Origin of the sequence: Martinezella tropici (genome assembly GCF_008370325.1) — a bacterium.
GTDB lineage: Bacteria > Pseudomonadota > Alphaproteobacteria > Rhizobiales > Rhizobiaceae > Rhizobium > Rhizobium tropici_B.
Genome location: NZ_VNIP01000014.1, coordinates 107349 through 129448 on the forward strand (window position 1 = coordinate 107349; position 22100 = coordinate 129448).

Annotated in this window: 19 protein-coding genes and 1 pseudogene; 14 read left to right on the top strand and 6 right to left on the bottom strand. The window is 59.6% G+C overall.

The window, feature by feature from the left end; translation table 11 throughout:
* Positions 1-6: 6 nt before the first annotated feature.
* The 6 genes from FP026_RS26150 to FP026_RS26175 form a co-directional block, all read right to left on the bottom strand.
* Positions 7-1674, bottom strand: coding sequence for an ABC transporter ATP-binding protein (locus FP026_RS26150; RefSeq protein WP_149637497.1), 1668 nt, complete (start codon positions 1672-1674; stop codon positions 7-9).
* On the bottom strand, positions 1668-2537 hold the full coding sequence (locus FP026_RS26155) for an ABC transporter permease (RefSeq protein WP_149637498.1): 870 nt from the start codon (positions 2535-2537) through the stop codon (positions 1668-1670). Before FP026_RS26155 ends, FP026_RS26150 begins: the two co-directional genes overlap by 7 nt.
* A complete protein-coding gene (locus FP026_RS26160; protein ID WP_149637499.1) occupies positions 2534-3550 on the bottom strand; it encodes an ABC transporter permease in 1017 nt (338 codons plus the stop codon). Before FP026_RS26160 ends, FP026_RS26155 begins: the two co-directional genes overlap by 4 nt.
* 56 nt (positions 3551-3606) lie before the next feature.
* Positions 3607-5229, bottom strand: coding sequence for an ABC transporter substrate-binding protein (locus FP026_RS26165; protein WP_149637500.1), 1623 nt, complete (start codon positions 5227-5229; stop codon positions 3607-3609).
* A 48-nt stretch (positions 5230-5277) separates the two neighbouring features.
* Positions 5278-6879 carry an ABC transporter substrate-binding protein gene (locus FP026_RS26170; protein WP_432444155.1) on the bottom strand — a complete coding sequence of 534 codons (1602 nt, stop codon included), beginning with the start codon at positions 6877-6879 and terminating at the stop codon, positions 5278-5280.
* 89 nt (positions 6880-6968) lie between these two features.
* Positions 6969-7970: an LLM class flavin-dependent oxidoreductase gene (locus tag FP026_RS26175; RefSeq protein ID WP_149637502.1), complete on the bottom strand. Its 1002-nt coding sequence runs from the start codon at positions 7968-7970 to the stop codon at positions 6969-6971.
* A gap of 246 nt (positions 7971-8216) precedes the next feature.
* On the opposite strand from FP026_RS26175, the gene FP026_RS26180 reads away from it, so the two are divergent.
* The 14 genes and pseudogenes from FP026_RS26180 to FP026_RS26245 form a co-directional block, all read left to right on the top strand.
* Positions 8217-8843 (top strand): GNAT family N-acetyltransferase, encoded by a 627-nt coding sequence (locus FP026_RS26180; protein ID WP_149637503.1) that lies wholly within the window; start codon positions 8217-8219, stop codon positions 8841-8843.
* 95 nt (positions 8844-8938) lie between these two features.
* Positions 8939-9946: an LLM class flavin-dependent oxidoreductase gene (locus FP026_RS26185; RefSeq protein ID WP_149637504.1), complete on the top strand. Its 1008-nt coding sequence runs from the start codon at positions 8939-8941 to the stop codon at positions 9944-9946.
* A 20-nt stretch (positions 9947-9966) separates the two neighbouring features.
* Complete coding sequence (locus FP026_RS26190; protein WP_149637505.1) at positions 9967-11280, top strand: LLM class flavin-dependent oxidoreductase; 1314 nt, start codon at positions 9967-9969, stop codon at positions 11278-11280.
* Between the two features lie 108 nt (positions 11281-11388).
* Complete coding sequence (locus FP026_RS26195) at positions 11389-12126, top strand: gamma-glutamylcyclotransferase (RefSeq protein ID WP_246665461.1); 738 nt, start codon at positions 11389-11391, stop codon at positions 12124-12126.
* Between the two features lie 116 nt (positions 12127-12242).
* Positions 12243-13211: an aliphatic sulfonate ABC transporter substrate-binding protein gene (locus FP026_RS26200; protein WP_149637506.1), complete on the top strand. Its 969-nt coding sequence runs from the start codon at positions 12243-12245 to the stop codon at positions 13209-13211.
* An 18-nt stretch (positions 13212-13229) separates the two neighbouring features.
* Positions 13230-14072, top strand: a complete 843-nt coding sequence (locus tag FP026_RS26205; protein WP_149637507.1) for an ABC transporter permease — start codon at positions 13230-13232, stop codon at positions 14070-14072.
* 4 nt (positions 14073-14076) lie between these two features.
* Positions 14077-14814: an ABC transporter ATP-binding protein gene (locus tag FP026_RS26210; RefSeq protein WP_149637508.1), complete on the top strand. Its 738-nt coding sequence runs from the start codon at positions 14077-14079 to the stop codon at positions 14812-14814.
* A 294-nt stretch (positions 14815-15108) separates the two neighbouring features.
* Positions 15109-15912 carry a MetQ/NlpA family ABC transporter substrate-binding protein gene (locus FP026_RS26215; RefSeq protein WP_188112696.1) on the top strand — a complete coding sequence of 268 codons (804 nt, stop codon included), beginning with the start codon at positions 15109-15111 and terminating at the stop codon, positions 15910-15912.
* Positions 15900-17057, top strand: coding sequence for a methionine ABC transporter ATP-binding protein (locus FP026_RS26220; RefSeq protein ID WP_149637510.1), 1158 nt, complete (start codon positions 15900-15902; stop codon positions 17055-17057). The genes FP026_RS26215 and FP026_RS26220 overlap by 13 nt, the downstream gene beginning before the upstream one ends.
* Positions 17038-17691: a methionine ABC transporter permease gene (locus FP026_RS26225; RefSeq protein WP_149637511.1), complete on the top strand. Its 654-nt coding sequence runs from the start codon at positions 17038-17040 to the stop codon at positions 17689-17691. The genes FP026_RS26220 and FP026_RS26225 overlap by 20 nt, the downstream gene beginning before the upstream one ends.
* Positions 17692-17719: 28 nt before the next feature.
* Positions 17720-18979 (top strand): SfnB family sulfur acquisition oxidoreductase, encoded by a 1260-nt coding sequence (locus FP026_RS26230; RefSeq protein WP_149637512.1) that lies wholly within the window; start codon positions 17720-17722, stop codon positions 18977-18979.
* On the top strand, positions 18970-20229 hold the full coding sequence (locus FP026_RS26235; RefSeq protein WP_432444153.1) for an SfnB family sulfur acquisition oxidoreductase: 1260 nt from the start codon (positions 18970-18972) through the stop codon (positions 20227-20229). The genes FP026_RS26230 and FP026_RS26235 overlap by 10 nt, the downstream gene beginning before the upstream one ends.
* Before the next feature lie 17 nt (positions 20230-20246).
* Entirely contained in the window at positions 20247-21608 is a 1362-nt protein-coding gene (locus tag FP026_RS26240) for an LLM class flavin-dependent oxidoreductase (protein ID WP_149637514.1), read from the top strand.
* A gap of 128 nt (positions 21609-21736) precedes the next feature.
* Positions 21737-21982 (top strand): annotated as a pseudogene (locus FP026_RS26245) (gamma-glutamylcyclotransferase); the annotation flags it as partial.
* Positions 21983-22100: the final 118 nt, after the last annotated feature.

A 22100-nucleotide genomic window follows, 5' to 3' on the forward strand; every position in this document is an offset into this window, starting at 1 on the left:
GTGCTTTCAGGGCAAGGCCGGAACCGCCTCGAGGAGCGTGCGCGTGTAGCTGTGATGTGGTTTGGTGAAGACATCCTCCACCGCGCCTGCTTCGACGATGCGTCCTTCCTTCATAACGAGAACACGGTCCGTCAGGTGATGGACGACGCCGAGATCGTGAGAGATGAAGAGGAGCGAGGTTCCAGATGCCGCTTGAAGTTCAGCCAGAAGATCGAGCACTTGCGCCTGCACCGATACGTCGAGCGCGCTGACCGGCTCGTCTGCCACGAGAAGACGCGGGCGCGGCGCAAAGGCGCGTGCGATCGCGACGCGCTGACGCTGGCCGCCGGAAAGCTCGCGCGGATAGCGCTTCAGGAACGCGTCGCTGAGACGAACCGCGTCCAGCACCTCAAGCACGCGTTCGCGGCGCGCGGCGCCGAAGATCCCGGCGCTATCAAGGCTTTCGCCGATGATCTTCTCGACCGTATAGCGCGGGTCGAAGGAACTGAGCGCATCCTGGGCTATAAGCTGCATGCTGGAGCGCCTGGAGCGACGCGCGGCCTCAGTGACATTGCTCCAGCCTCCGCCGTCAAGACGAACCGATCCATGATCCGGTTCGACGAGGCCAAGAACGATCTTGGCGACAGTCGTCTTGCCGGAACCGGATTCACCGACGATGCCGAGGGCTTCGCCGGCTGCGAGGTCGAAGGAGACGTCGTTGACGGCGAAGATGCCGCCCGATCCGCCATAGCGTTTGACGAGATTGCGGGCTGACAGAATGTGGTTGTGGCGATCGATTGCTTTTGCAGGCAAGGGGACGCGTTGCCATGCATTTGGCGTGGGGGCCGCTTGCACCTGCTCGCTCTGTGCTTGTGTGACAGATGCCGGCGATAGCCGGAATCCCTTGGAGGCGGCCGAAGGCACGGCATCCAGCAATTGCTGCGTATAGGGATGCCGAGGTCTCTTCAATATCTGTTCGGTCGAACCTTCCTCAACAATCCGGCCGTCGTTCATGACAAACACGCGATCGGCAAGATGGGAGACGACGGCAAGATCATGACTGATCAGAAGAAGCGTATGGCCGGCCTTGCGTCGTTCGAGAAGCAGGTCGAGGATCTGCTTTTGAACCGTCGCATCCAGCGCCGTCGTCGGCTCGTCGGCGATCAGCAGTGAAGGCCTGCGTGCTATTGCCGTGGCGATGAGAGTGCGCTGGCGCAAGCCGCCCGAAAGCTGATGCGGGTATTGCGGCAGCCGCCGATCCGGATCGGGGATGCCGACCGATTGCAGCAGCAGGCGGCTGTCTTCGCGTCGATCGGGCCGCCGAAAGAGACTGCGCCCGCCGAAGGCGTCGGACAGTTGCTGCGAAATCCGTCTCAGCGGGTCGAGGGAGATGAGGGCATCCTGAAGAACGAAGCCGATTTTTTCGCCGCGAAGGCGCTGCCATTGCCGTTCATCGAAGTCGCGAACATCGTTTCCGTCGATATCGAAACGGTCGGTGCCGACAACAGCATCGGGGCCGGCAAGACCGATGATCGAGCGCGCAGTCACCGATTTGCCGGAGCCGGATTCGCCGACAAGCGCGACGGCTTCGCCCTTGTCGATCCTCAGATCGATGCCGCGGACCACCCTGTTGTCGCGGCCGTCCCGAGGAAAGCCGATCGCCAGATTGCGGATGTCGAGTACCGGTGTCACGATGGCCTCCTGCCTTCAAATGCAAGTTGCCAGCGTCTTCCAAGCACGCTGATGGAAATGACCGTCAGCGTGATGGCGAGACCTGGCCAGACGCCGATCCACCAGGCCACACGAAGATAATTGCGCGCCTCCGCCAACATGGCTCCCCATTCCGGGGCGGGCGGCTGCGGGCCCATGCCAAGGAAACTGAGGCCTGCGGCCTGTATGATGGTCGTGCCGAGACCGATCGTCGCCAGGATAGGCACCTGGGCGAGCGCATGTGGCAGGATATGGCGAGCCACCAGCACGCTGCGTCTCAGTCCGAATGTTCTTGCCTGCTCCACATAACCGCTTTTGGCGATCACGAAGGTCTGCGCGCGCACGACTCTTGCAAAGCGGGGCACGGAGGCAAGGCCGAGCGCGAAGATGAGGTTGATCGTGCCGGGTCCTGTAAAGGAGATTAGCACGAGAGCCAAAAGCAGGTCCGGGAACGACGAAATCACGTCCAGAAAGCGGGAGATGGCCTCATCGACGGGACCACGGGCAAGGCCCGAGAGAAGCCCGAGAAAAGTTCCGACGATCGCGGCGATGGCTACGGCGCTGACGCCGATGAGGATGGAGTAACGCGCACCGTAAACAACCCGCGAGAAGACATCTCTGCCGAGATGATCCGTGCCGAACCAATGTTGCGTCGATGGCGGCAGCTGTGCCTGCAAGGGATCGGCGGCGATCGGGTTGGCAGCGGTCAGAACTTGCGGCCAGAAGGTGGCGATCGCCACCAACAGCAGGAAAATCGCCGAAAGGGTAAGCCCAGGATTTGCGACGCGCCAATAAAGTCGCTGTTGGCGCGGATCGGTTTCCTGTTCGGGAGACGAGGAGACGCTCAATGGCCGGCCTCCACGTTCTGATTGCGCAGTCGGGGATCGAGCAGAAGGTAAAGTACGTCGACCAGCGTGCTGAGAACGACGTAAATGAAGGCCGACAGGATGGCGACGGCGAGCACGACTGGCAGGTCATGCGCCAGCACGGCGTCGACTGTAATCCGCCCAAGCCCGGGTCTGCCAAACACCGCTTCGGTGATGACGGCGCCGGACAGCAGATTGCCGACCAGCCAGCCGGCAAGCGTCACGGCCGGAAGTGCGGCGTGCCGCAGGCCGTGACGCAGCCTCAGCACGAAGTCATTGGCGCCCCAGCTCTTGACCGTCAGCATAAAGGGTTCTTCCAAGGCCCGTTCGAGCCCTTGGCGCAGCACCTGTCCGATGACGGCGCCAAGCGACAGACCCAGCGACAGAGCTGGCAGGACCAGCGCCGAAAACGTCCGGTCACCGGCAACCGGAAAGATCTTCAAGGTGAAGGAGAATATGAACAAAAGCACGATGCCGAGCCAGAAGGACGGCGTCGAGATGAGAACAAGCTCGAGACTGCCTGCGATGCTGCGCGGCAGGCGTCTGCCGGCCGTCAGCAGGGCGCTGGCAACGGCAAAGACCACGGCGACGACAAGGGCTGCCGCAGTAAGCTTCAATGTCGGCAGCATCTGCGATAGGACGAGGCCGGAAACATCCGTCTGCAGGATATAGGACCGTCCGAAATCGCCATGCAGAACACGCAGGAGATAGGTTAGGTATTGCGTCAGCAACGGCTTGTCCAAGCCCCATTCAAGGCGGATGGCCGCTTCTACCTCCGGCGTGCGCAATTGCTCGCCGATCAACAGGCTGACAATATCGCCGGGCGCCAGATGAATGCTGATGAAGCTCAGCGTCACCGCTGCCCATAGGACCGCGATGGCCGATCCAATCCGCACCAGGATCTGCGATGTCAGGCCGTTGCGCTTCAGCCGGTGTTTGCGTGAAAACCACGCCGAAGGACTCTGGTCGAAGGCCGTCGTATTGTCAGCAGTCATGATCGGTCACTCCTTCACCGTCCCGGCTGTTGCCGGGGACGCGTTGACGGTACGGTTCACTCGCTGCGCCAGATGTCGTAGGCGCTCTCCGGCAATTGCTTGAAGGGCCGGAAGCTGACGCCCTTCACATAGCTTGCAGCTGCCACCTGGTCCTCGGGCTCGTAGAGCGGCAGGGCATAGGCCTGGTCGAGAATGGCGAAGCGTTGCAGCTTCGAATAGAGATCGAAGCGCTTCTTCTGGTCCAGCGTCGAGGCGGCTTCATTCAGCCATTGCAACAGCTCGGGCGCAAAGGCGCGGCTGTAGTTGATGCTGCCGCCCTTATCGAGGGGCAGGTAATGGTATTCGATGTCGATCGCATCGGTCGGTGTATTGGAATTGGCGATCGAGCCGAACTGGCCGGTCTTGCGCCGATCGGTATAAGTGCCGGCATCCACGAAGACGATCTTGAGATCGATGCCGGCATTCTGTCGCGCCTGCGCTTGCAGGGCCTGCAGCAGGACGTCACGCTGATCGCGCACCGTCGCCTGAGCCTGGATGACCTCGATGGTCAGTCGCTGGCCGTCTTTCGTCCTGAAGCCGTCGGCGTCCCGGGCGGTCCAGCCAACTTCGTCAAGAAGCGCATTTGCCGCCTTGGGATCGTGCTTGTATGTCGCCTCGATGCTCTTGTCGTAGAATTGCGGATCGATCGGCGAGGTGATGCCCCATGCGCGGGTGCGTTCTCCGCGATAGACGGCTTTCAGCACGGCATCGACATCGATTGCTGAGATAAGGGCCTTGCGCACCTTGAGATCCTGGGTCGGTCCCCAGGTGGCATTGAGGAACAGCGAATAGGGCGTGCCGGTATTGAGGGCCGTCTGATAGCTGAAGTCCGAATTGTCCTTGAAAAGGCTGGCATCGTTGCCAGCGATCCCTTCGATCACGTCGACCTGGCCGGACGAGAGCGCTCCTGTCCTGACAGAGGATTCGGAGAGGAAGCGATAGGTCACCTCGTCCAGATAGGCCGGGCCATTATGAGCTGATGTCTTGGGTGCCCAATTATAGGCCGGATTCTTGACGAACTGAATGTCCTGTCCCTTGGCATATCGCTTCAGAATGAACGGACCGGTTCCCGCAATTTCCGGTCCGCCGGATTTCAGCTGCGTCGAGTTAAAGGCCGCAGGCGAAAGGATCTCCAGGCTTGCGGCATAGTCGAGAAAGGGCGCATAGATCCGGTTCAATGTGAAGGAAACGGTATGGTCGTCCAGCGCTTTCGCTTCGACGATACGTGAGACCGGGCCGGCGCTCACGCTGCCGCTATAGGCCGCGTCCTTGAGCTTGGTGAAATTGGTGATGACGGCCTGCGCATTGAGCTTTTGACCATCGGTGAAGCTCACATCGTCACGAAGCTTGAATGTGTAACTCTTGCCGTCGTCGGAGATCTTGTATTCGGTCGCAAGCCAGGGAACGTAGCCACCGTCTACGGTGCGCGCCAGCAGCGACTCATAGGCGTTGCGCAGCAGCAGCTTGGTCTTGTCCTGCCCGTTGAGCTGCGGATTGAGCGTGGCCGGCTCCGTCTCGACGCCCCATGTCAGCTTGCCGCCGCTGATTGGCGTGCCGTCCCCAGCCATGCCAAGGCTTGGCAGCGCCCCCGTCACCAGCATGGCTGCCGTCAGGCCGAGAAAATGTCTGCGCATAAGCATTCCGAGTATCTCCTTGAAATAATCTTTTTTGAGAGGAACAGCCGCGGCTCAGGCCGGTTGCTCGAGCCAGATGTCGTAGGCGTTTTCGGGAAGGCGCTTGAAGGGACGGAATCCCACTCCCTTGACGGCAGCCGTTGCTGCAATCTGATCTTCGGGAACATAGAGCGGCAGGCCGAGCGCCTGCTCGCGGAGTGCGAAACGCTGCAGCGCCGAATAGATCTCGAAGCGCTTCTTGACGTCGAGCGTGGAGGCTGCCTCGGCAAGCCAGGCGGATATTTCAGGCGCCACGGTGCGGCTGTAATTGATCGATCCGCCCTTCTCGCGCGGCAGATAATGAAAATAGAGGGTGAGGCCGTTTTCCTGCGTCGTGGTCGAATTCGGGATGATGCCGTATTGCCCGTCGTTCTGCCTGTTGGCATAGGTTCCGGCGTCGACATAGCGCAAGGCGACATCGATGCCGGCATTCTGTCTGGCCTGTGCCTGGACGGCCTCGAGAAGAACGTCGCGTTGGTCGCGCAAGGTCGCCTGCGACTGGACGATCTCGATCGTCAGCCGTTTGCCATCCTTCGTCCGGATGCCATCGCCGTCTCTACTCGTCCAGCCGGCCTCGTCGAGCAATCTGTTGGCGAGATCGGTATCGAAGCCGTAGCTGCCTTCGATACTCTTGTCGTAGAAATCCGTGTCCGCAGGAGTCAGGACACCCCATGCGCGCTTGCGTTCACCGCGGTAGACGGACTGAATGATCCGCTCGACGTCGATCGCCGCAAGAAAGGCCTTGCGTACTGTCACCTCGCTTGTCGGGGCGCTGGTGACATTCAGGTAGAGCGTATAGGGCGTGCCGGTATTCAGCGCGCTTTGATAGGTGAAATCGGGATCGTCGCGGAAAAGTGCTGCGTCATTGCCGGAAATGCCTTCGATGACGTGCACCTGGCCGGAGGTGAGTGCGCCGGTTCGCACAGCGGATTCGGGCAGGAAGCGACAGACCACTTCATCGAGATAGGCCGGGCCTTGATGACCGGCATTGGCAGGAGCCCAATTATAGGCCGCGTTTCGAATGAAACGGATGTCCTGACCTTTGATATAGCGATCGAGGATGAAAGGGCCGGTGCCCGCGATTTCGCGCCCACCTGCCTTCAGTTGCGAAGAGGAGAATGATTTCGGCGAGATGATCTCGATGCTAGTCGCGCCATCGAGGAAAGGGGCATAAACATCGTTGAGCTTGAGTACGACGGTATGAGCATCGAGCGCGGTCGCCTCGGAAATGTGGGAGACGTGACCGGCACTGATGCTGCCGGAGTAGATCGGCTCCTTCAGTTTCAGGAAGTTTGTGACGACGGCCTCAGCGTCGAATTTCTCGCCGTCGCTGAAGATCACGTCATCGCGGAGGTTGAAGGTATAGGTCCTGCCGTCCTCGGATACCGCATAGTCTTTTGCCAACCATGGCACATAGCCGCCATCCGGAGAGCGGGCGAGAAGACATTCATAGGCGTTACGCAGAATAAGCTTCGCCTTGGCCTGACCGTTCAGATGCGGATTGAGTGTGGTCGGTTCTGTCTCGACGCCCCAGATCAGGGACCCGCCGCGCGCCGGCTTGTCATCCGCCAGCGTTTCGGTCGCTTGTAGTCCGGTGGATAGAGACAGAGCGGCAATCGCTGAACTCTTCAGGAAATCTCTTCTGGTTACCACGCAATTCTTTCCTACGTCATTTTGGCCCATGTCATTCTTGGACCGGCTCCCAATCAGGCAGCGGCGACCTTTCGCGCGCCGGCCAGCAGTTCGATCGTGCTGAGACGGTGCGCGCCTTCGGAAACCGGGCAGTCGATCACGAATTCTTCGATGCCGAATCCCTCGTGCAGGCGCTGGAGCTCGAGATGGACGTCGCCCGGCGTTCCGCGAATGACGCGCGGGCTTCTCTCTTCGATCCGATAGTCCGTGGCGCCTGCCTGGCGAACATATTCCAGCGCCTGCTCGCGGCTGCCGACATTGACGCCTTGTCCACCCTTGATTTGCAGGTGGAAACGGCGTGTATCGCCTAGGAGACTCTTGGCAAGCGAGGCCATTTGCGCTGTTGCGACGCTGACGGCGAGCAGCGCGGTCTTGCCGCCCGCCTGCCGATAGGCCGATAGCGACTGCGAGATTGCTTCGTCGTCACCATGGATGTGGCCAGCATAGACAAAGCCCCAGCCGAGACGGGCCGCCAATCTTGCACTATTCGGGCTCGCGCCGAGCAGGAAGCGACCGGGCGGCTCGTCGGGTGCTGGAAAGGCTGCAAGGTGCTCGGTTTTGTCTTCGGCGTCCTGTTCATGGCGCAGGAAACCATCCAGTTCGGCCAGCTGCTCTTCGAACGACGGTTTGCGGGTGGGATCATATGCTCTCTGAAGAGCTCCGGTCGAAAGTGGAAGACCGCCTGGCGCCTTGCCGACCCCAAGGTCGACACGTCCCGGCGCTAGCGACGCCAGCAGATTGAAGTTCTCGGCGACCTTATAGGCGCTGTAATGCTGCAGCATCACGCCGCCGGAGCCTATCCGGATGCGCTGCGTATGCGCGAGCAGATGGCCGATCAATACCTCGGGCGAGGAGCTTGCAAGCTTGGGGGAGTTGTGATGCTCGGCAACCCAGAAGCGCCGATAGCCCAGCTCTTCGGCTCGCCTGGCAAGAGCAAGGCTGCGGCGCAATGCTTGCGAAGCAGGCTCGGACCCGTCAATCGGACTCTTGTCGAGAAAACTCAGGGTGTAAGACATCTGTCCTCTTGGCAATGGGCGACAACATTAATTGTCATAATCTATATTTTTAATAGACTATAGAATCGAGCAATGATGTTTCAATCGTCGGCTGCACAATGAAAGATCATGCCGTGCGAAGCGCTCCAGCAATCATGCATCTTAGAAGCGTGAAGCGCTGAGCGGTATTGAGAGAGCGGCAGGTCGGGATGATCCGATTGCAGGCTACCTCCAGCAGCCTTAAGGCCACTATTTGGAGGCGTTCCTATGACCGATATCATCGTCCGTTCTTCTCTTCTGGAGCCGGCGGCTCAGCCGCTGATTGAAGGTCTGGTCAGCGAATATGATGGCCGGTACGGCGCTACCAGCCGTCCGGGTGGTGCGCGCACGGAAATCCTGCGCTATCCCGTCGCGTTGTTTTCTCCGCCGCTCGGCGATTTTCTCCTGTTGCAACGCGACGGCGAAACGATCGCCGGTGGCGCCTTCATGAGCCACGATGACGAGACGGCCGAGTTGAAACGCATATGGACACATCCGGCGCTGCGCCGTCAGGGGCTTGCCCGCAAAATAGTGATCGCGCTGGAGGAAAGCGCTGCCGAACTTGGCTATACGCGCGCTTATCTGTCGACAGGCTTCCGCCAGCCGGAGGCGGCCGCGCTTTATGTTTCGCTCGGCTATCGCCCGCTTTTCGATGCGACGGTGGATCCCGTCTATTATCGCTCCCTGCCGTTTGAAAAGCTGATCGGCGCGAAGGTGGGTAAGGTCGGTTCGACGCCGATCTATCCGCCGGCGGCCTCCTTTGAGGAGGCCACAGCGCGCGTGACGGCGCTGAAAGCCGGGCAGGAGCAGAAGATCTCCGCACGGCTGGCGACATACCAAGCCTCCGCGGCCTGAGGTCTCCAAAAACCAGAGATACGATCGGCCCAATCATCTGAAGCGAAGCGCCCGAACGCGTCCCCGCTTTAAATCATGACCAGACAGGAGCTTATATGACCACAAATGCAAACGGCCTGACTGTCGGCATCGGGTTCGATATCGCCGCACGTTCGGCCAGCAAGCGTGAACTCCACCGCGATCATTGGCAGGCACTCCTCGCGCGGATAGATAATGTCGTCGACTATGTAACGCTTGAGGATGGATTTGCCCGCGCCGCGGGCGACGGTCTCGATGCTGTGCTGCTTGCCAACTGGCTCGCGCCGCGCAGCCGCAATATCGGCATCATCGCCGGTGCACCGGTCAGTTTCCTGGAACCATTTCACGTCTCGACCGCAATCGCGACCTTGGACTTCGTGAGCGAGGGGAGGGCAGGGCTGCTTGTGCAGCGATATGGTGAGGTACAGGCGGCACAGGCCAGGCGCACACTCGGCGAGCTTGATGGCTTTCCGCCAGCGCAAGTCATCGCTTTGGAGCGAGATAGCCTGGATGCGATCGAGGCCACTCAGCGTCTATGGGATAGCTGGGAGAATGGAGCGATCATCCGCGACCCGGAGAGCCAGCGCTTTCTCAATGGCTCCAAGCTGCATTACGTCAATTTTGAAGGGGCGGAATTTAATATTCTCGGCCCCTCCATTACACCTCGGCCGCCGCAAGGTCAGCCTGTAACTGCCGTGACCTACCGTAAGAATGAAGATCCCCTCATCGCCGCTGCGGCTGACGTTGTCTTTCTGCACTTGGAGGCAGCAAGTATCGGCGACGTGGTGGAGAAAATCCGCCGCTCCGCCCCCAGCAAGACAATAGTCTTCGTTGCCGACATCACCCTCGAAGCCGGGCGGCAATCAACCGCCGATCTGGCGGCGCAAATCGCCGGGCTGGCCCGACCGGGCGTCAACGGTATTCGCCTATTGCTTAGCGATCCCACGCAACAGGTGGCCTATCTCAGCAACGAGCTTCTGCCCGCCTTGAGAGCGGCTCTTCTCGTCCGTCCCCCCGTGGATGGTTCACTGAGAGATCGGTTTGCTCTGCCGGCGGCGATCAATCGGTTCACGGCGGCGGCTTGAGTTTTAAAGGAGCGAAGTCCATGGCGAAGAAGCAGGTCATTCTCGGCGCCCAGTTCCCAGGCGTCAACAATTTTACCGTCTGGAGCGATCCGGCGGCAGGAAGCCAGATCGAATTTTCGTCATTCCGGCATTTCGCCGAGACCGTGGAGCGCGGCAAATTCGATTTCATCTTTCTGGCCGAGGGGTTGCGCATCCGCGAGCAGAAGGGTCGTTTCCACGAGCTGGACGTGGCCGGCCGGCCCAATACGCTGGCGATCCTGACGGCCCTTGCGTCCATTACGGAACATGTCGGCTTGATCGGCACGCTGACGACCACCTTCAACGAGCCTTACCCGCTCGCACGCCAATTGGCGACACTCGATCTATTGTCCGGTGGCCGCGCCGGTTGGAACGTCGTCACCTCGCCGGGCGCCTTTACCGGCGCGAACTTCCGCCGCGGCGATCATCTGCCGCATGGTGAGCGCTACGAGCGTGCTCGTGAATTCATCGAGGCGGCACGGGCGATATGGAGTGGCGGCGCGTTTTCGGTCCACTCCAAGCATTTCGATATCGCCGGACGGTCGCAGCTGGCGCCTTTGCCGCAAGGCGCTCCGGTGATCGCACAGGCAGGAGATTCGGATGAAGGCAGGGAACTGGCAGCCAGCCACGCCGACCTCATTTACTCCCGTCACGGGTCGATCGAGGCGGGGCAGGCTTTCTATGCGGATGTGAAAAAGCGATTGGCGAAATATGGCCGCAGTCCCGACGCTCTCAAGATTCTCCCCGGCGCGCATTTCGTCATCGGTGATACCAAGGACGATGCCGAGGAGAAGCTGAACGCGATCCGCCTGCAGCAAGTCGGTCCGAAGAGTGCCATCGTATTTCTCGAACAGGTCTGGAACCGCGACTTGTCGAGCTACGATCCGGATGGGCCATTGCCCGAGATCGAACCCGACGTCTCCGGCTCGAGCCTGGCACAAGGGCGCGCGAACAACCAGGATATCAAAAGCCGTTTGGAGACAGCGCGCCTGTGGCGAGAGATTGCCGACCGTGACCGGCTAAGCATCCGCCAATTGGCCATTCGTGTCACTGCGCGCCAGCATTTCGTCGGAACCCCGGAGAGCATAGCGGACGAGATCGATCGGCATGTACAGGCCGATGCGGCCGATGGATTTGTCTTCGCGCCTCATTTGACGCCCGGCGGCTTTGATGAATTCGTCGAGAAAGTCGTGCCGCTCCTGCAGGAGCGGGGCGTCTATCGCAGGGAGTACGAGGGGGAAACGCTGCGTTCCAATCTTGGTCTGGCCGGGCCATCATCGGAAGCAGTCCCAGCTGGCTTGGCGGCGGTGGGATGAAATGGTGCCGGCCGGTTTTTGCAAGATCCCGACGCCTCCAGCGGACAGGGTTGCAAACCGTCAGCCGGAGGCGAGCGTCGGATCGCCAGCCGCGGAGGTGGATGAAAGATGATTGACGGTGGCGTCAAAGCCGTAATTGATCAATCCCAGATGGATCTGACGGATGAGCTCGTCGCTCTGAGTTTGCGAAATGAGATCGATCCGGGTCCGGATCCGCAGCGCGTACCGATCACGGAAGCTCAGCTGGACGAACTGGCCGCGCGGCTCCATCGGGAGTCGCAGGGCGGTGCGCTTTGGGTCTTCGCTTATGGCTCGTTGATCTGGAAGCCTGATTTCGAAGCCGTGGAAGCACGTGTGGCAGCCGTCAAAGGGTGGCATCGCTCCTTCTGCCTCCGAATGACACGGTGGCGGGGATCGCAGACACAGCCGGGGCTCATGCTGGCATTGAAGCGGGGCGGATATTGCAAGGCGATCGCTTTCAGATTGGATGACAGCGATCGCTTGGGTCAGATCAAGCGTATGCTTCGCCGTGAAATCGGAACCCCTGAAGCCGTGGCCACTATTCGCTGGGTACGGGCGCAGACGGATCAAGGCCCAGTACGGGCATTGGTCTTCTGGGCCGATCCAAAGGGAAGCTACGTGACTGCCAAACTGCCATTGGAGACCGTGGCCGGAATCCTAGCACGCGCTTGCGGCGCCAGAGGCTCATGTGCGGAATATCTCTATTTGACGGTGAAACATCTCGAGGCTTGGGGAATTCGGGACCTCAACCTTTGGAGGCTTCAAAAATTGGTGGCGCGCGAGCTTCGAGCGATCCATGCATCGGAAAGCGTGGCAGCCGAATAACGGGAAAAATATTTCTATAAATTCGATAGAAATAGACGTTATGGCTTTCACGCATCGCTGCCTCAGGTCCTAGGTTTGCCCACGCATATTGAGGGAATATTAGAGCGAGGGATCAAATGGGCTTGTTTCGCGCGGCGGCAATGGGTGTTGCGGTTGCCTTTGGGCTGGGGCTGTCATCGGCTGGAGCGGCCGATATTTCGGAAATTCGGATCGACTGGGCGACCTATAACCCTGTCGGCCTTCTTCTGAAAAAGGAAGGCCTGCTGGAAAAGGAATTCGCAAGGGACAAGATCAGCGTCCGCTGGGTACAGTCCGCCGGTTCGAATAAGGCGTTGGAGTTTCTGAATGCCGGCTCGATCGATTTCGGGTCCACGGCGGGTGCCGCGGCACTGATCGCGCGCGTCAACGGCAATCCGGTGAAATCGATCTACGTGTACTCGCGCCCCGAATGGACGGCCCTGGTCACTCGCGCGGATAGCTCTATTTCCGCCGTCCAGGATCTGAAAGGCAAGACCATCGCCGTCACACGCGGCACGGATCCGCATATCTTTCTCGTCCGCGCCCTGGCGGATGCCGGGCTGAAGCAATCGGATGTGAAGCTGGTGCTGCTGCAGCATGCCGATGGCAAGCTGGCGCTTCTGCGCGGCGACGTCGATGCTTGGGCCGGGCTCGACCCGCTAATGGCTTCGGCCGAAGTGGAAGACAAGGCAAAACTCTTTTATCGCAAGCCCGAAAACAACACATGGGGCGTGCTCAATACCACTGAGACGTTCGCTGCCGAACATCCCGACATCGTCAAGCGTGTCATAGCCGTCTACGAGCAGGCGCGGGCTGATGCGATCGCCAATCCCGCAGCTTTGAAGGCGGCGCTGGTGGAAGCGGCTAAGCTGCCGGGCGATGTCATTGCCAAGCAGCTCGAACGTACGGACATCTCCCAATCCACCATCGGCGACCAGCAGCGTGACACGATATCGAAAGCGGGCCTTGCGTTGCAAAGCGCCGGAGTTCTGCGGGCGGATGTCGATATCCGCAAGGTCACGAACGAGCTGATCGACGATCGTTTCGCGGTCGGGAAAACCCAATAGAGAGTACCAGTCATCGCCATGACGGACCTAGTCGAGGCCAGCATCAAGACGGAAACAGCAACGCCGCGATCAATCGCGGCGTCGGCCATTTCTGGAGCGATCGGAAAGGTGGTGGTAGCCATCGTGCTACCGCTGCTTGGATTGCTGTTCTGGGAAATCACCGTTGCAGCGGGGTGGTTTTCCGGCCGGCTCATGCCGCCGCCATCCAGGGTCGCCATGACCTTGTGGAGGCTCTGGAACTCCGGCGAGCTCCCTAGCCACATCTGTATCACCACATTCAGGGTCTTGCTTGGATTTATCATCGGTGCTGCCGCTGCCACGACTACAGGCGCTATCACCGGCTATTTTTGGCTTGCCCGCCGCCTGATCGATCCTTCGCTCCAGGCACTGCGCTCCATCCCGTCGATTGCCTGGGTGCCTCTGTTCATTCTCTGGTTCGGGATTTTCGAAGCCTCGAAAGTGGCGCTGATCGCCGTCGGCGTTTTCTTTCCGGTCTATCTTGGCGTATCCGGCGTTATCCTCTCCGTTGATCGCAAGATCGTCGAGGTCGGGCGTATCTTTCGCCTGTCCGGTTTCACCCTCGTGTGGCGGGTGATATTGCCAGCGGTCTTCCCGGCCTACGTGACCGCCCTGCGATCCGGCCTCGGCCTTGGCTGGATGTTCGTGGTGGCGGCTGAATTCATGGGAGCGTCGGAAGGGCTCGGCTATCTTCTGGTCGATGGCCAGCAACTTGGAAAGCCGGATCAGATCATGGCGGCCATCATCACCTTCGCCGTCATCGGCAAGTTGACGGACAGTGTGCTGCTTGCGGCGACGGCACCTTTCTTGACATGGCAGGACAGCTATAGGCGCGAGGGATGAGCCGATGCTGACGTTGCGAAACTTAGGAAAGACTTACCCAAACGGCGCGCGTGCGCTGGAGGGTTTTTCGCTCGATCTTGCACCGGGCGAGATCGTCGCTGTCATCGGTGGATCGGGCTGTGGCAAGAGTACGCTGCTGCGGCTGATCAGCGGCCTGGAAAGGCCGACGCATGGAACGGTCGAGATCAACGGCGAACCGGTCACCCAGCCAAACCCGCTGATCAATCTCATCTTTCAGGAGCCACGCCTGTTTCCATGGCTGAGCGTCGCAAACAACGTCGGCTTCGGCCTTGCCGAACTCGATGGTGACGACCGCCGGCAACGGGTGAAAACCGCACTGCAAAAGGTTAGTCTGGAAAGTTTCGCCAGGCGTTGGCCGAAGGAACTGTCCGGAGGCCAGGCGCAGCGTGTGGCTATCGCCCGCGCATTGGTCACCAGGCCGGAGGTGCTCCTTCTCGACGAACCTTTCTCCGCTCTCGACGCTTTCACCCGTGCGGATCTCCAGGGTCACCTGCTCGACATCTGGTCAGAAAAGCGACCGACGTTGGTGCTGGTGACGCATGATATCGATGAAGCGCTCGTACTTGCGGATCGGATCATCGTCATGCGGCCATCGCCCGGCCGCATCCTCGATGAAGTTAGGATCAGCCTGCCGAGGCGGCGTGACCGGGCTTCTGGATCGTTTGAAGCCGCCAAACGACAGTTGCTATTGCTACTCAACCGCTCATTACAGCCATCGTGATGGTGGGGATTGCGGACCGTGGTCCCCAGAACTTCGATCGTTGTTCGACTGTATCCTTCCATCGCTAAGCTGCGAACTTTCCCGCTGTCCTCTAAGCAGATCGGGGGTCGCGGAGATGCAATAGGGCGCAGAAGAGGGGTCGCGACTTTTGCCTAAGCAGTTTTGAGAGACATTATGGCAAATCGGGTGGACTGGAGAAAAAATATTCCATCTAGGCTCATTGGCGGGTATTTCCGTCTTTGCCTATAAAATTTGTGGTCTTTATCTTCCATGTCATTAAACCGAGAGGATGACATGAGAATTCATATTGCAGGTCTTTTTTCCGCAATTCTACTTGCAGCGACGGGGGTCGCACAGGCTGAGACAATCAAGGTTGGCGTTGTGCCGGGCGTTTATGCCGACTCCATCGAGGCGGTGATCCCCGAGGCAAAGGCCAAGGGCTTGGATATCCAGGTTGTCGAATTCAGCGACTGGACGACGCCAAACATCGCGCTTCAATCCGGTGATATCGATGTCAACTATTTCCAGCATCAGCCGTTCCTGAACAATGCGATCAAAGAACGGGGCTATGATTTTGTCAGTGCGGGTATCGGCGTTCTCGCCAATATCGGTATCTATTCCTTGAAGTACAAGAATTTTGCCGATGTGCCGCAAAACGGAAAGGTTGCGATCGCCAATGATCCCGTCAATCAGGGTCGCGGACTGCTCCTGCTGCAAAAGGCCGGGCTCATCAAGCTCAAGGACGGTGTGGGCTTCAAGGGCACGCTTGACGATATCGTCGACAATCCCAAGAAGCTGACCTTCAACGAGGTCGAGGGTCCGCAGCTTGCGCGCATGACCGGCGATGTCGATCTGGCCCAGGGCTATCCGCACTTCATCGTCGCATCCAAGGCCTTCGATCCGAGCTCGGGCCTTATCTATTCCGGTGTGGACGACAAGCAATTTGCCATCATTTTTGCAGTACAAAAGCAAAAGGTAAATGATGCCGGGATCAAGGAGCTCGTGGCGCTTTATCAGAATTCGCCAGCCGTACGAGCGGCAATCAGCAAAGCATTCGCCAATGATCAGAAGCTTTATACGCTCCCATGGCTGAATTGATCGAGCGGATAAGGCAGGATCCGGAACACAAGACGGCGGCGAGCTGTGGCACCTTGCAGGATGCCGCCGCTGTCGGTCAGCCGCTGCCAGGCTCTCCGATAGGGTCAGTAGCTTTTGACGGTGTCGAGAAGATCTATTCGTCGGCGGCTGGTCCGGTCCATGCCCTCAAGAACATCAGTCTCGATGTGCCAGCGGGTGCGATCTACGGTATCATCGGGCGAAGCGGGGCTGGAAAATCCAGCTTGCTGCGCACCATCAACCGCCTGGAAAAGCCAACCGGCGGAAAGGTCCTGGTCGACGGACAGGATATTTCGGTGCTCGATGAGGATGCGCTGGTCGCATTGAGACGACGCATCGGCATGATTTTCCAGCACTTCAATCTTCTCTCAGCCAAGACTGTCTGGGGCAATGTCGCTCTGCCGTTGATCGTTGCCGGCGTGCCGCGCCGGCAGATCGAAGAAAGAGTGGCAGAAGTCCTGTCGCTGGTGGGTTTGGAGGGTAAGGAGAGCGCCTATCCGTCGCGGCTTTCCGGTGGTCAGAAGCAACGTGTGGGCATTGCGCGCGCGCTTGTTCACAGGCCAGAAATCCTCCTTTGCGATGAGGCGACATCGGCGCTCGACCCGGAGACGACGCTTTCCATCCTGGGCCTACTCAAGGACATCAATCGCCGTCTCAAGCTGACCATCATTCTCATCACCCATGAAATGAGCGTCATCCGTGAGATCTGCGACCACGTGCTTGTTCTCGATCAGGGTGAGATTGCCGAAGCCGGGCCGGTCTGGCGCATTTTCGGCAATCCGCAGCATTCTGCCACGCAAGCGCTCTTGCGACCCCTCAACCGCGAAATCCCGGAGGATATAGCCAAGCATCTGCGATCTTCTCCGCGCGACGAGCATTCGCAGGCTATCTGGGAACTGGTCTATACAGGTGAGCACGGGTTGGAACCCGACCTCTCTAGAATAGCCAGCGCAACCGGCGCTTCCGTACGGTTGCTGCAGAGCTCGCTCGACCGCATTGAGGGTCGCGTTCACGGCCGGCTGTTGATTGCAGTACGCAGAACGGGGAGCAATCCGACGGTCTCTTCGCAATTTGCCGATCTTGCTCATCAAGTCAGGGTATTGGGTTATGTCGACCATGATGTATGAACGCCTGTGGCAGGCGTTTCTCGATACGATTGCGATGGTCGGTGCTTCCGCTCTGATCGCATTCGCTGCCGGCATTCCTCTTGCCGTCTTCCTGGTGCTTTCAGCGTCTGGCGGTCTCATTCACGCACCGCGATTGCATGGCATTCTCGCCGCAATCATCAACGGCTTTCGGGCTACGCCGTTCATCGTTCTCCTGGTGGCGTTGTTGCCATTGACCCGATGGCTCACCGGAACGACGATCGGTGTGTGGGCCGCCGTCGTGCCGCTTTCAATCAGCGCGACGCCGTTTTTTGCGCGCATTGCCGAAGTCAGCCTCCGCGAGGTTGACGGCGGGTTGATCGAAGCTGCCCAGGCGATCGGCTGCCGCCGCTGGCACATCGTGCGCCATGTGCTTCTGCCAGAAGCGCTTCCGGGCATCGTCGGCGGCTTCACCATCACCATCGTCAGTATGATCGGCGCCTCGGCCATGGCAGGCGCGGTTGGCGCCGGCGGTCTTGGAGATATGGCGATCCGCTATGGCTATCAGCGCTTCGATACCACCGTCATGGCGGTGGTCATCGCAGTGCTCATTGCCATGGTCTGTTTGGTGCAGTTTGCGGGCGACCATGTCGTGCGGCGCCTGCGAGCGCGCTAATATCAGCGACAATATCCGGAGTAGCTCCATGACTGAACCTGATGCCGTGCCGGCTGCGTCCGGCTCGAACGAAGAAAGCGCAATCAGGCGCCCGTTGCCACCGCGTACTCCACATCTGATCCGTTCGGATGCCGAGGCGTTGGAGATTGCCCACGGCCTCGCGGCTCACTTTGCAGCAGGTGCCGCAGAGAGGGACCGTGTTCGTCGCCTTCCCTGGGATGAGGTGGAGAAATATACGGCAAGCGGCCTCGGCGGCATCACCGTGCCGAAGGAATACGGCGGCGCCGACGTCTCCTGCGTAACGCTTGCAAAGGTTTTCGAAATCCTTTGCGCAGCCGACCCTGCACTCGGTCAGATTCCGCAGAACCAGTTCGGCGTGCTGGCGCTCTTGCGCGATGTGGGATCTCCACAGCAGAAAGCGCGTATCTACGGCGATATCCTTGCCGGTTATCGGATCGGCAATGCCGGGCCGGAGCGTGGCCGGAAGGCGGTCAACCACAGCTCAACTCGCCTGACGCGCGGGCCAGATGGACTAAGATTGACCGGGCGGCGCTTCTATTCCACCGGCGCAATCTTCGCTCATTGGATTCCGACACGCGCCGTCGACGATGACGGGCGAGCGGTCCAGGTCTGGGCTGCCTATGACGCACCGGGCGTGCGCGTCATCGACGACTGGTCTTCTTTCGGCCAGCGCACGACGGCCAGCGGTTCGGTAGAGTTTACTTACGTGCCTGTGGACGAAGCTTTGGTTTTCCCGGTCTGGTCCTATGCGGACAGGCCCGGTGTCTCCGGTCCCGTCTCGCAGCTCATTCAGGCGGCGATCGATTCCGGCATAGCGGCGGCCGCGATTGCCGATGCCGTAACCTTTGTCCGCGATCACGCAAGACCTTGGATGGATTCCGGCCTTCAGTCGGCAAGCGAGGATCCGACAATCCTGCATGAAATCGGCGACCTTCATGTGGATCTGCACGCAGCGCAAGCACTTCTTTATGAAGCGGGTGCCGTTATCGACGAAGTGGCAAAGGCGCCCGTCAGCGAGGCGGAGAGCGCCAGAGCTTCCGTTGCGGTTGCCGAAGCCAAGATATTGACGACGGAAGTCGCGCTGAAGGCGGCTGAAACGCTTTTCGATGTGGCGGGGTCCGCGGCGACGCGGGCTGCCCACAACCTGGATCGGCATTGGCGAAATGCGCGCGTGCATACGCTTCACGATCCCGTACGCTGGAAATATCATTTGCTCGGTAATTATCAGCTCAACGGCATATTCCCGGCCCGCCATCAATGGAACTAGCGAGGAAAACCGTGACTGATACCGACTTTCGCGTCCCCGTCGAAGCCGCACCGCCGCCGCTGCGGCGGCCCGATCTCATCTCCAACGACGAGCAGGCGATCGCGGTGGCAACTGTCCTGGCGGCAGAATTTGCCGCTGTTAGCGCCGAACGGGACAGGGATCGCATCCTGCCATGGCGTGAACTGGAGCGGTTCAGCGAAACTGGTTTGTGGGGCATAACCGTGCCGCGTGAATTCGGCGGTGCTGATGTGTCGACGCACACGCTGTCTCAGGTGATCGCCATCATCGGTGCCGCGGATGGATCGCTGTCGCAGATTCCGCAAAATCATTTTTACGCGCTTGAAGTCTTGCGTGTCGGAGCCTCAGCCAAACAGCGGCGCTTCTTTTTCGAGCGCGTGTTGGCGGGCGAACGTTTCGGCAATGCACTGGCGGAAATCGGCCAGCGCGATTTCAAGCGGCGTACCCGGCTTTTTCGCGAGCGGGGAAAGTGGATAGTTCACGGGCAAAAATTTTACTGCACGGGCGCCATTTACGCGCACTGGATTCCGACCCTTGTCGTTGCTGAGGAGGACACAAGGGACGTCACTTATCTCGCCTTCATCCCGCGACATGCGCCCGGCGTGACGGTCGCCGACGATTGGGACGGCTTCGGGCAGCGGGTTACCGGAAGTGGCTCGGTCGGATTCGATCAGGTGGAGATCGACCCGGAATGGATCGTCCCCTTTCAATCTTCCTTTGAACGTCCGACGACGATCGGTCCGGTCGCTCAAATCATGCATGCAGCCATCGATCTTGGCATAGGGCAGGGTGCCTATCGGGAAATGTTGCGGTTTATCCGCGAACGGGCCCGGCCCTGGCTGGATTCGAAGGCCGAGCGTGCCTCGGAAGATCCCTTGACGCTGCAAAACGTCGGGAATGTCTGGCTGCGACTGCGTGCCGCGGAAGGCTTGCTGAAGCGAGCCGCAGCGGCAACGGATGCGGCTCGCGCCGATATGACTGAGGACAGCGTTGCCCACGCCTCGATCGCCGTTGCGGAAGCGAAGATATTGACGACCAAGGCAAGCCTGCTTGCTGCCAACAAGCTGTTCGAGCTCTCGGGCACGTCATCGACGCTTTCGGATGACAACTTCGATCGCTATTGGCGTAATGCCCGCACCCATACGCTGCATGACCCGGTGCGCTGGAAATATCAGGCCATCGGCAACTATTATCTCAATGGCAAACGGCCACCGCGCCATGGCGCGATCTGAAATCGGAATAGCTGAAGATGGCGACCAGGAAAAAACAGATATTGCTCAATGCGTTCAACATGAACAGCGTCGGGCACATCAATCACGGGCTGTGGGCGCATCCCAGGGATCAGTCGCATCGCTACAAGACACTCGACTATTGGACCTCGCTTGCCGCAACGCTGGAACGCGGGCTGTTCGATGGCATCTTTCTTGCCGACATTTTGGGCGTTTACGACGTCTACCAAGGCTCCGCCGATCTGACGCTTCGTGAATCTATTCAGTTGCCGGTCAACGATCCTCTCCTGCTCGTCTCCGCGATGGCGGCCGTGACCCGGAACCTTGGCTTCGGTATCACCGTCAATGCCAGTGCTGATGCGCCGTATATTTTCGCCAGACGAATCTCGACCCTGGATCATCTGACCGATGGCCGCGTCGGCTGGAACATCGTGACGGGCTATCTCGACAGCGCGGCGCGGGGACTAGGTCTTGACAACCAGATCGAGCATGACAGCCGCTATGATCGCGCCGATGACTATCTCGACCTGCTCTACAAGTTGTGGGAGAGAAGCTGGGAGGATGACGCGGTCCTGATCGACAAGGAAAGGCGTATCTATGCCGATCCATCAAAGGTACATGTGATCGACCATCAAGGGCCGTTTTACCGCTCGCAGGCCTATCACCTGGCCGAACCGTCGCTCCAGCGCACACCGGTTCTTTATCAGGCCGGAACGTCTGGCCGTGGCAAGCAGTTTGCAGCGCGCCATGCAGAATGCGTCTTCATCGCAGCCCCCGACAAGAACTCAGCCCGCGCGGCCTCCCGTTCGTTGCGGGAGGCGGTCGTCGCTGCCGGCCGAAAGCCGGAAGACATAAAGATCTTCCTCGGCATGACAGTCATAACCGATCGCTCCGCTACCGCGGCACGGGAGAAGCACGCAGAGTATCTGCGCTATGCCAATCCGGAGGCAGGACTTGCTCATTTCTCGGCCAGCACAGGCATCGATTTTTCCAGGTACGATCTCGATGAGGCCATCACCTATGGCAAGTCCAATGCCAGCCAATCGGCAACGCAGATCGCTCAACAACGCGGCTGGACAAAGCGACAGTTGTTGCAGGAGCTTGCCATGGGTGGGCGTTACCCGGTCGTCGTCGGCGATGCCACGGAGGTTGCCGATGAGCTTTCATCATGGATGGATGAAGGCGAGATCGACGGTTTCAATCTAACCCGCACGGTCGTGCCGGAGAGCTTCGAGGACTTTATCGACATTGTGGTGCCGGCGCTTCAGGAGCGCGGTCTCTACAAAACCGCTTATGAACAGGGCTCGCTTCGTAGAAAGCTTTTTGGTGAAGATGACAGGTTGCCGGATCGCCACATAGGGGCATCCTTTCGCCGTCTATGATCGGCCAGGCGCGGCGCCACTGTTGGCGGGCTGTCGGCCCAAGAAACCTGCTCCAATCGGCTTCTTGCCAGTGCGAGATTTGGACAAGGCACTAAGTGTCTTGAAGCAGAGCGAAACCTTGCGGGTGACCGCGATTTCGGAGGGTGACTTCCAAGCTGCCATTGGAGGCTGTTGCCAGCATCTTGGCACGCGCTTGCCGCGCCAGAGGGTCATGTGCCGAGTATCTCTACCTGACGGTGAAGCATCTCGAGGCTTGGGGAATTCGTGATCTCAACCTGTGGAAGCTCCAAAAGCTTGTTGCAGGCGAACTCAGGGCGATCCACAAATTGGAGGGCATGGCAAGTCAGGCCCGCGTCCCAAGCCGGAGCGGATAGGGTGCATCCACTATTTCCGGCAACGCCAGCCATCGCATATTGGATCGAAAACCCACCTGCCCTAGATCAGGTGAAAGGGTGATATCGGTCATTCCCTCGCCCCGTTCAAAAGCGGAGA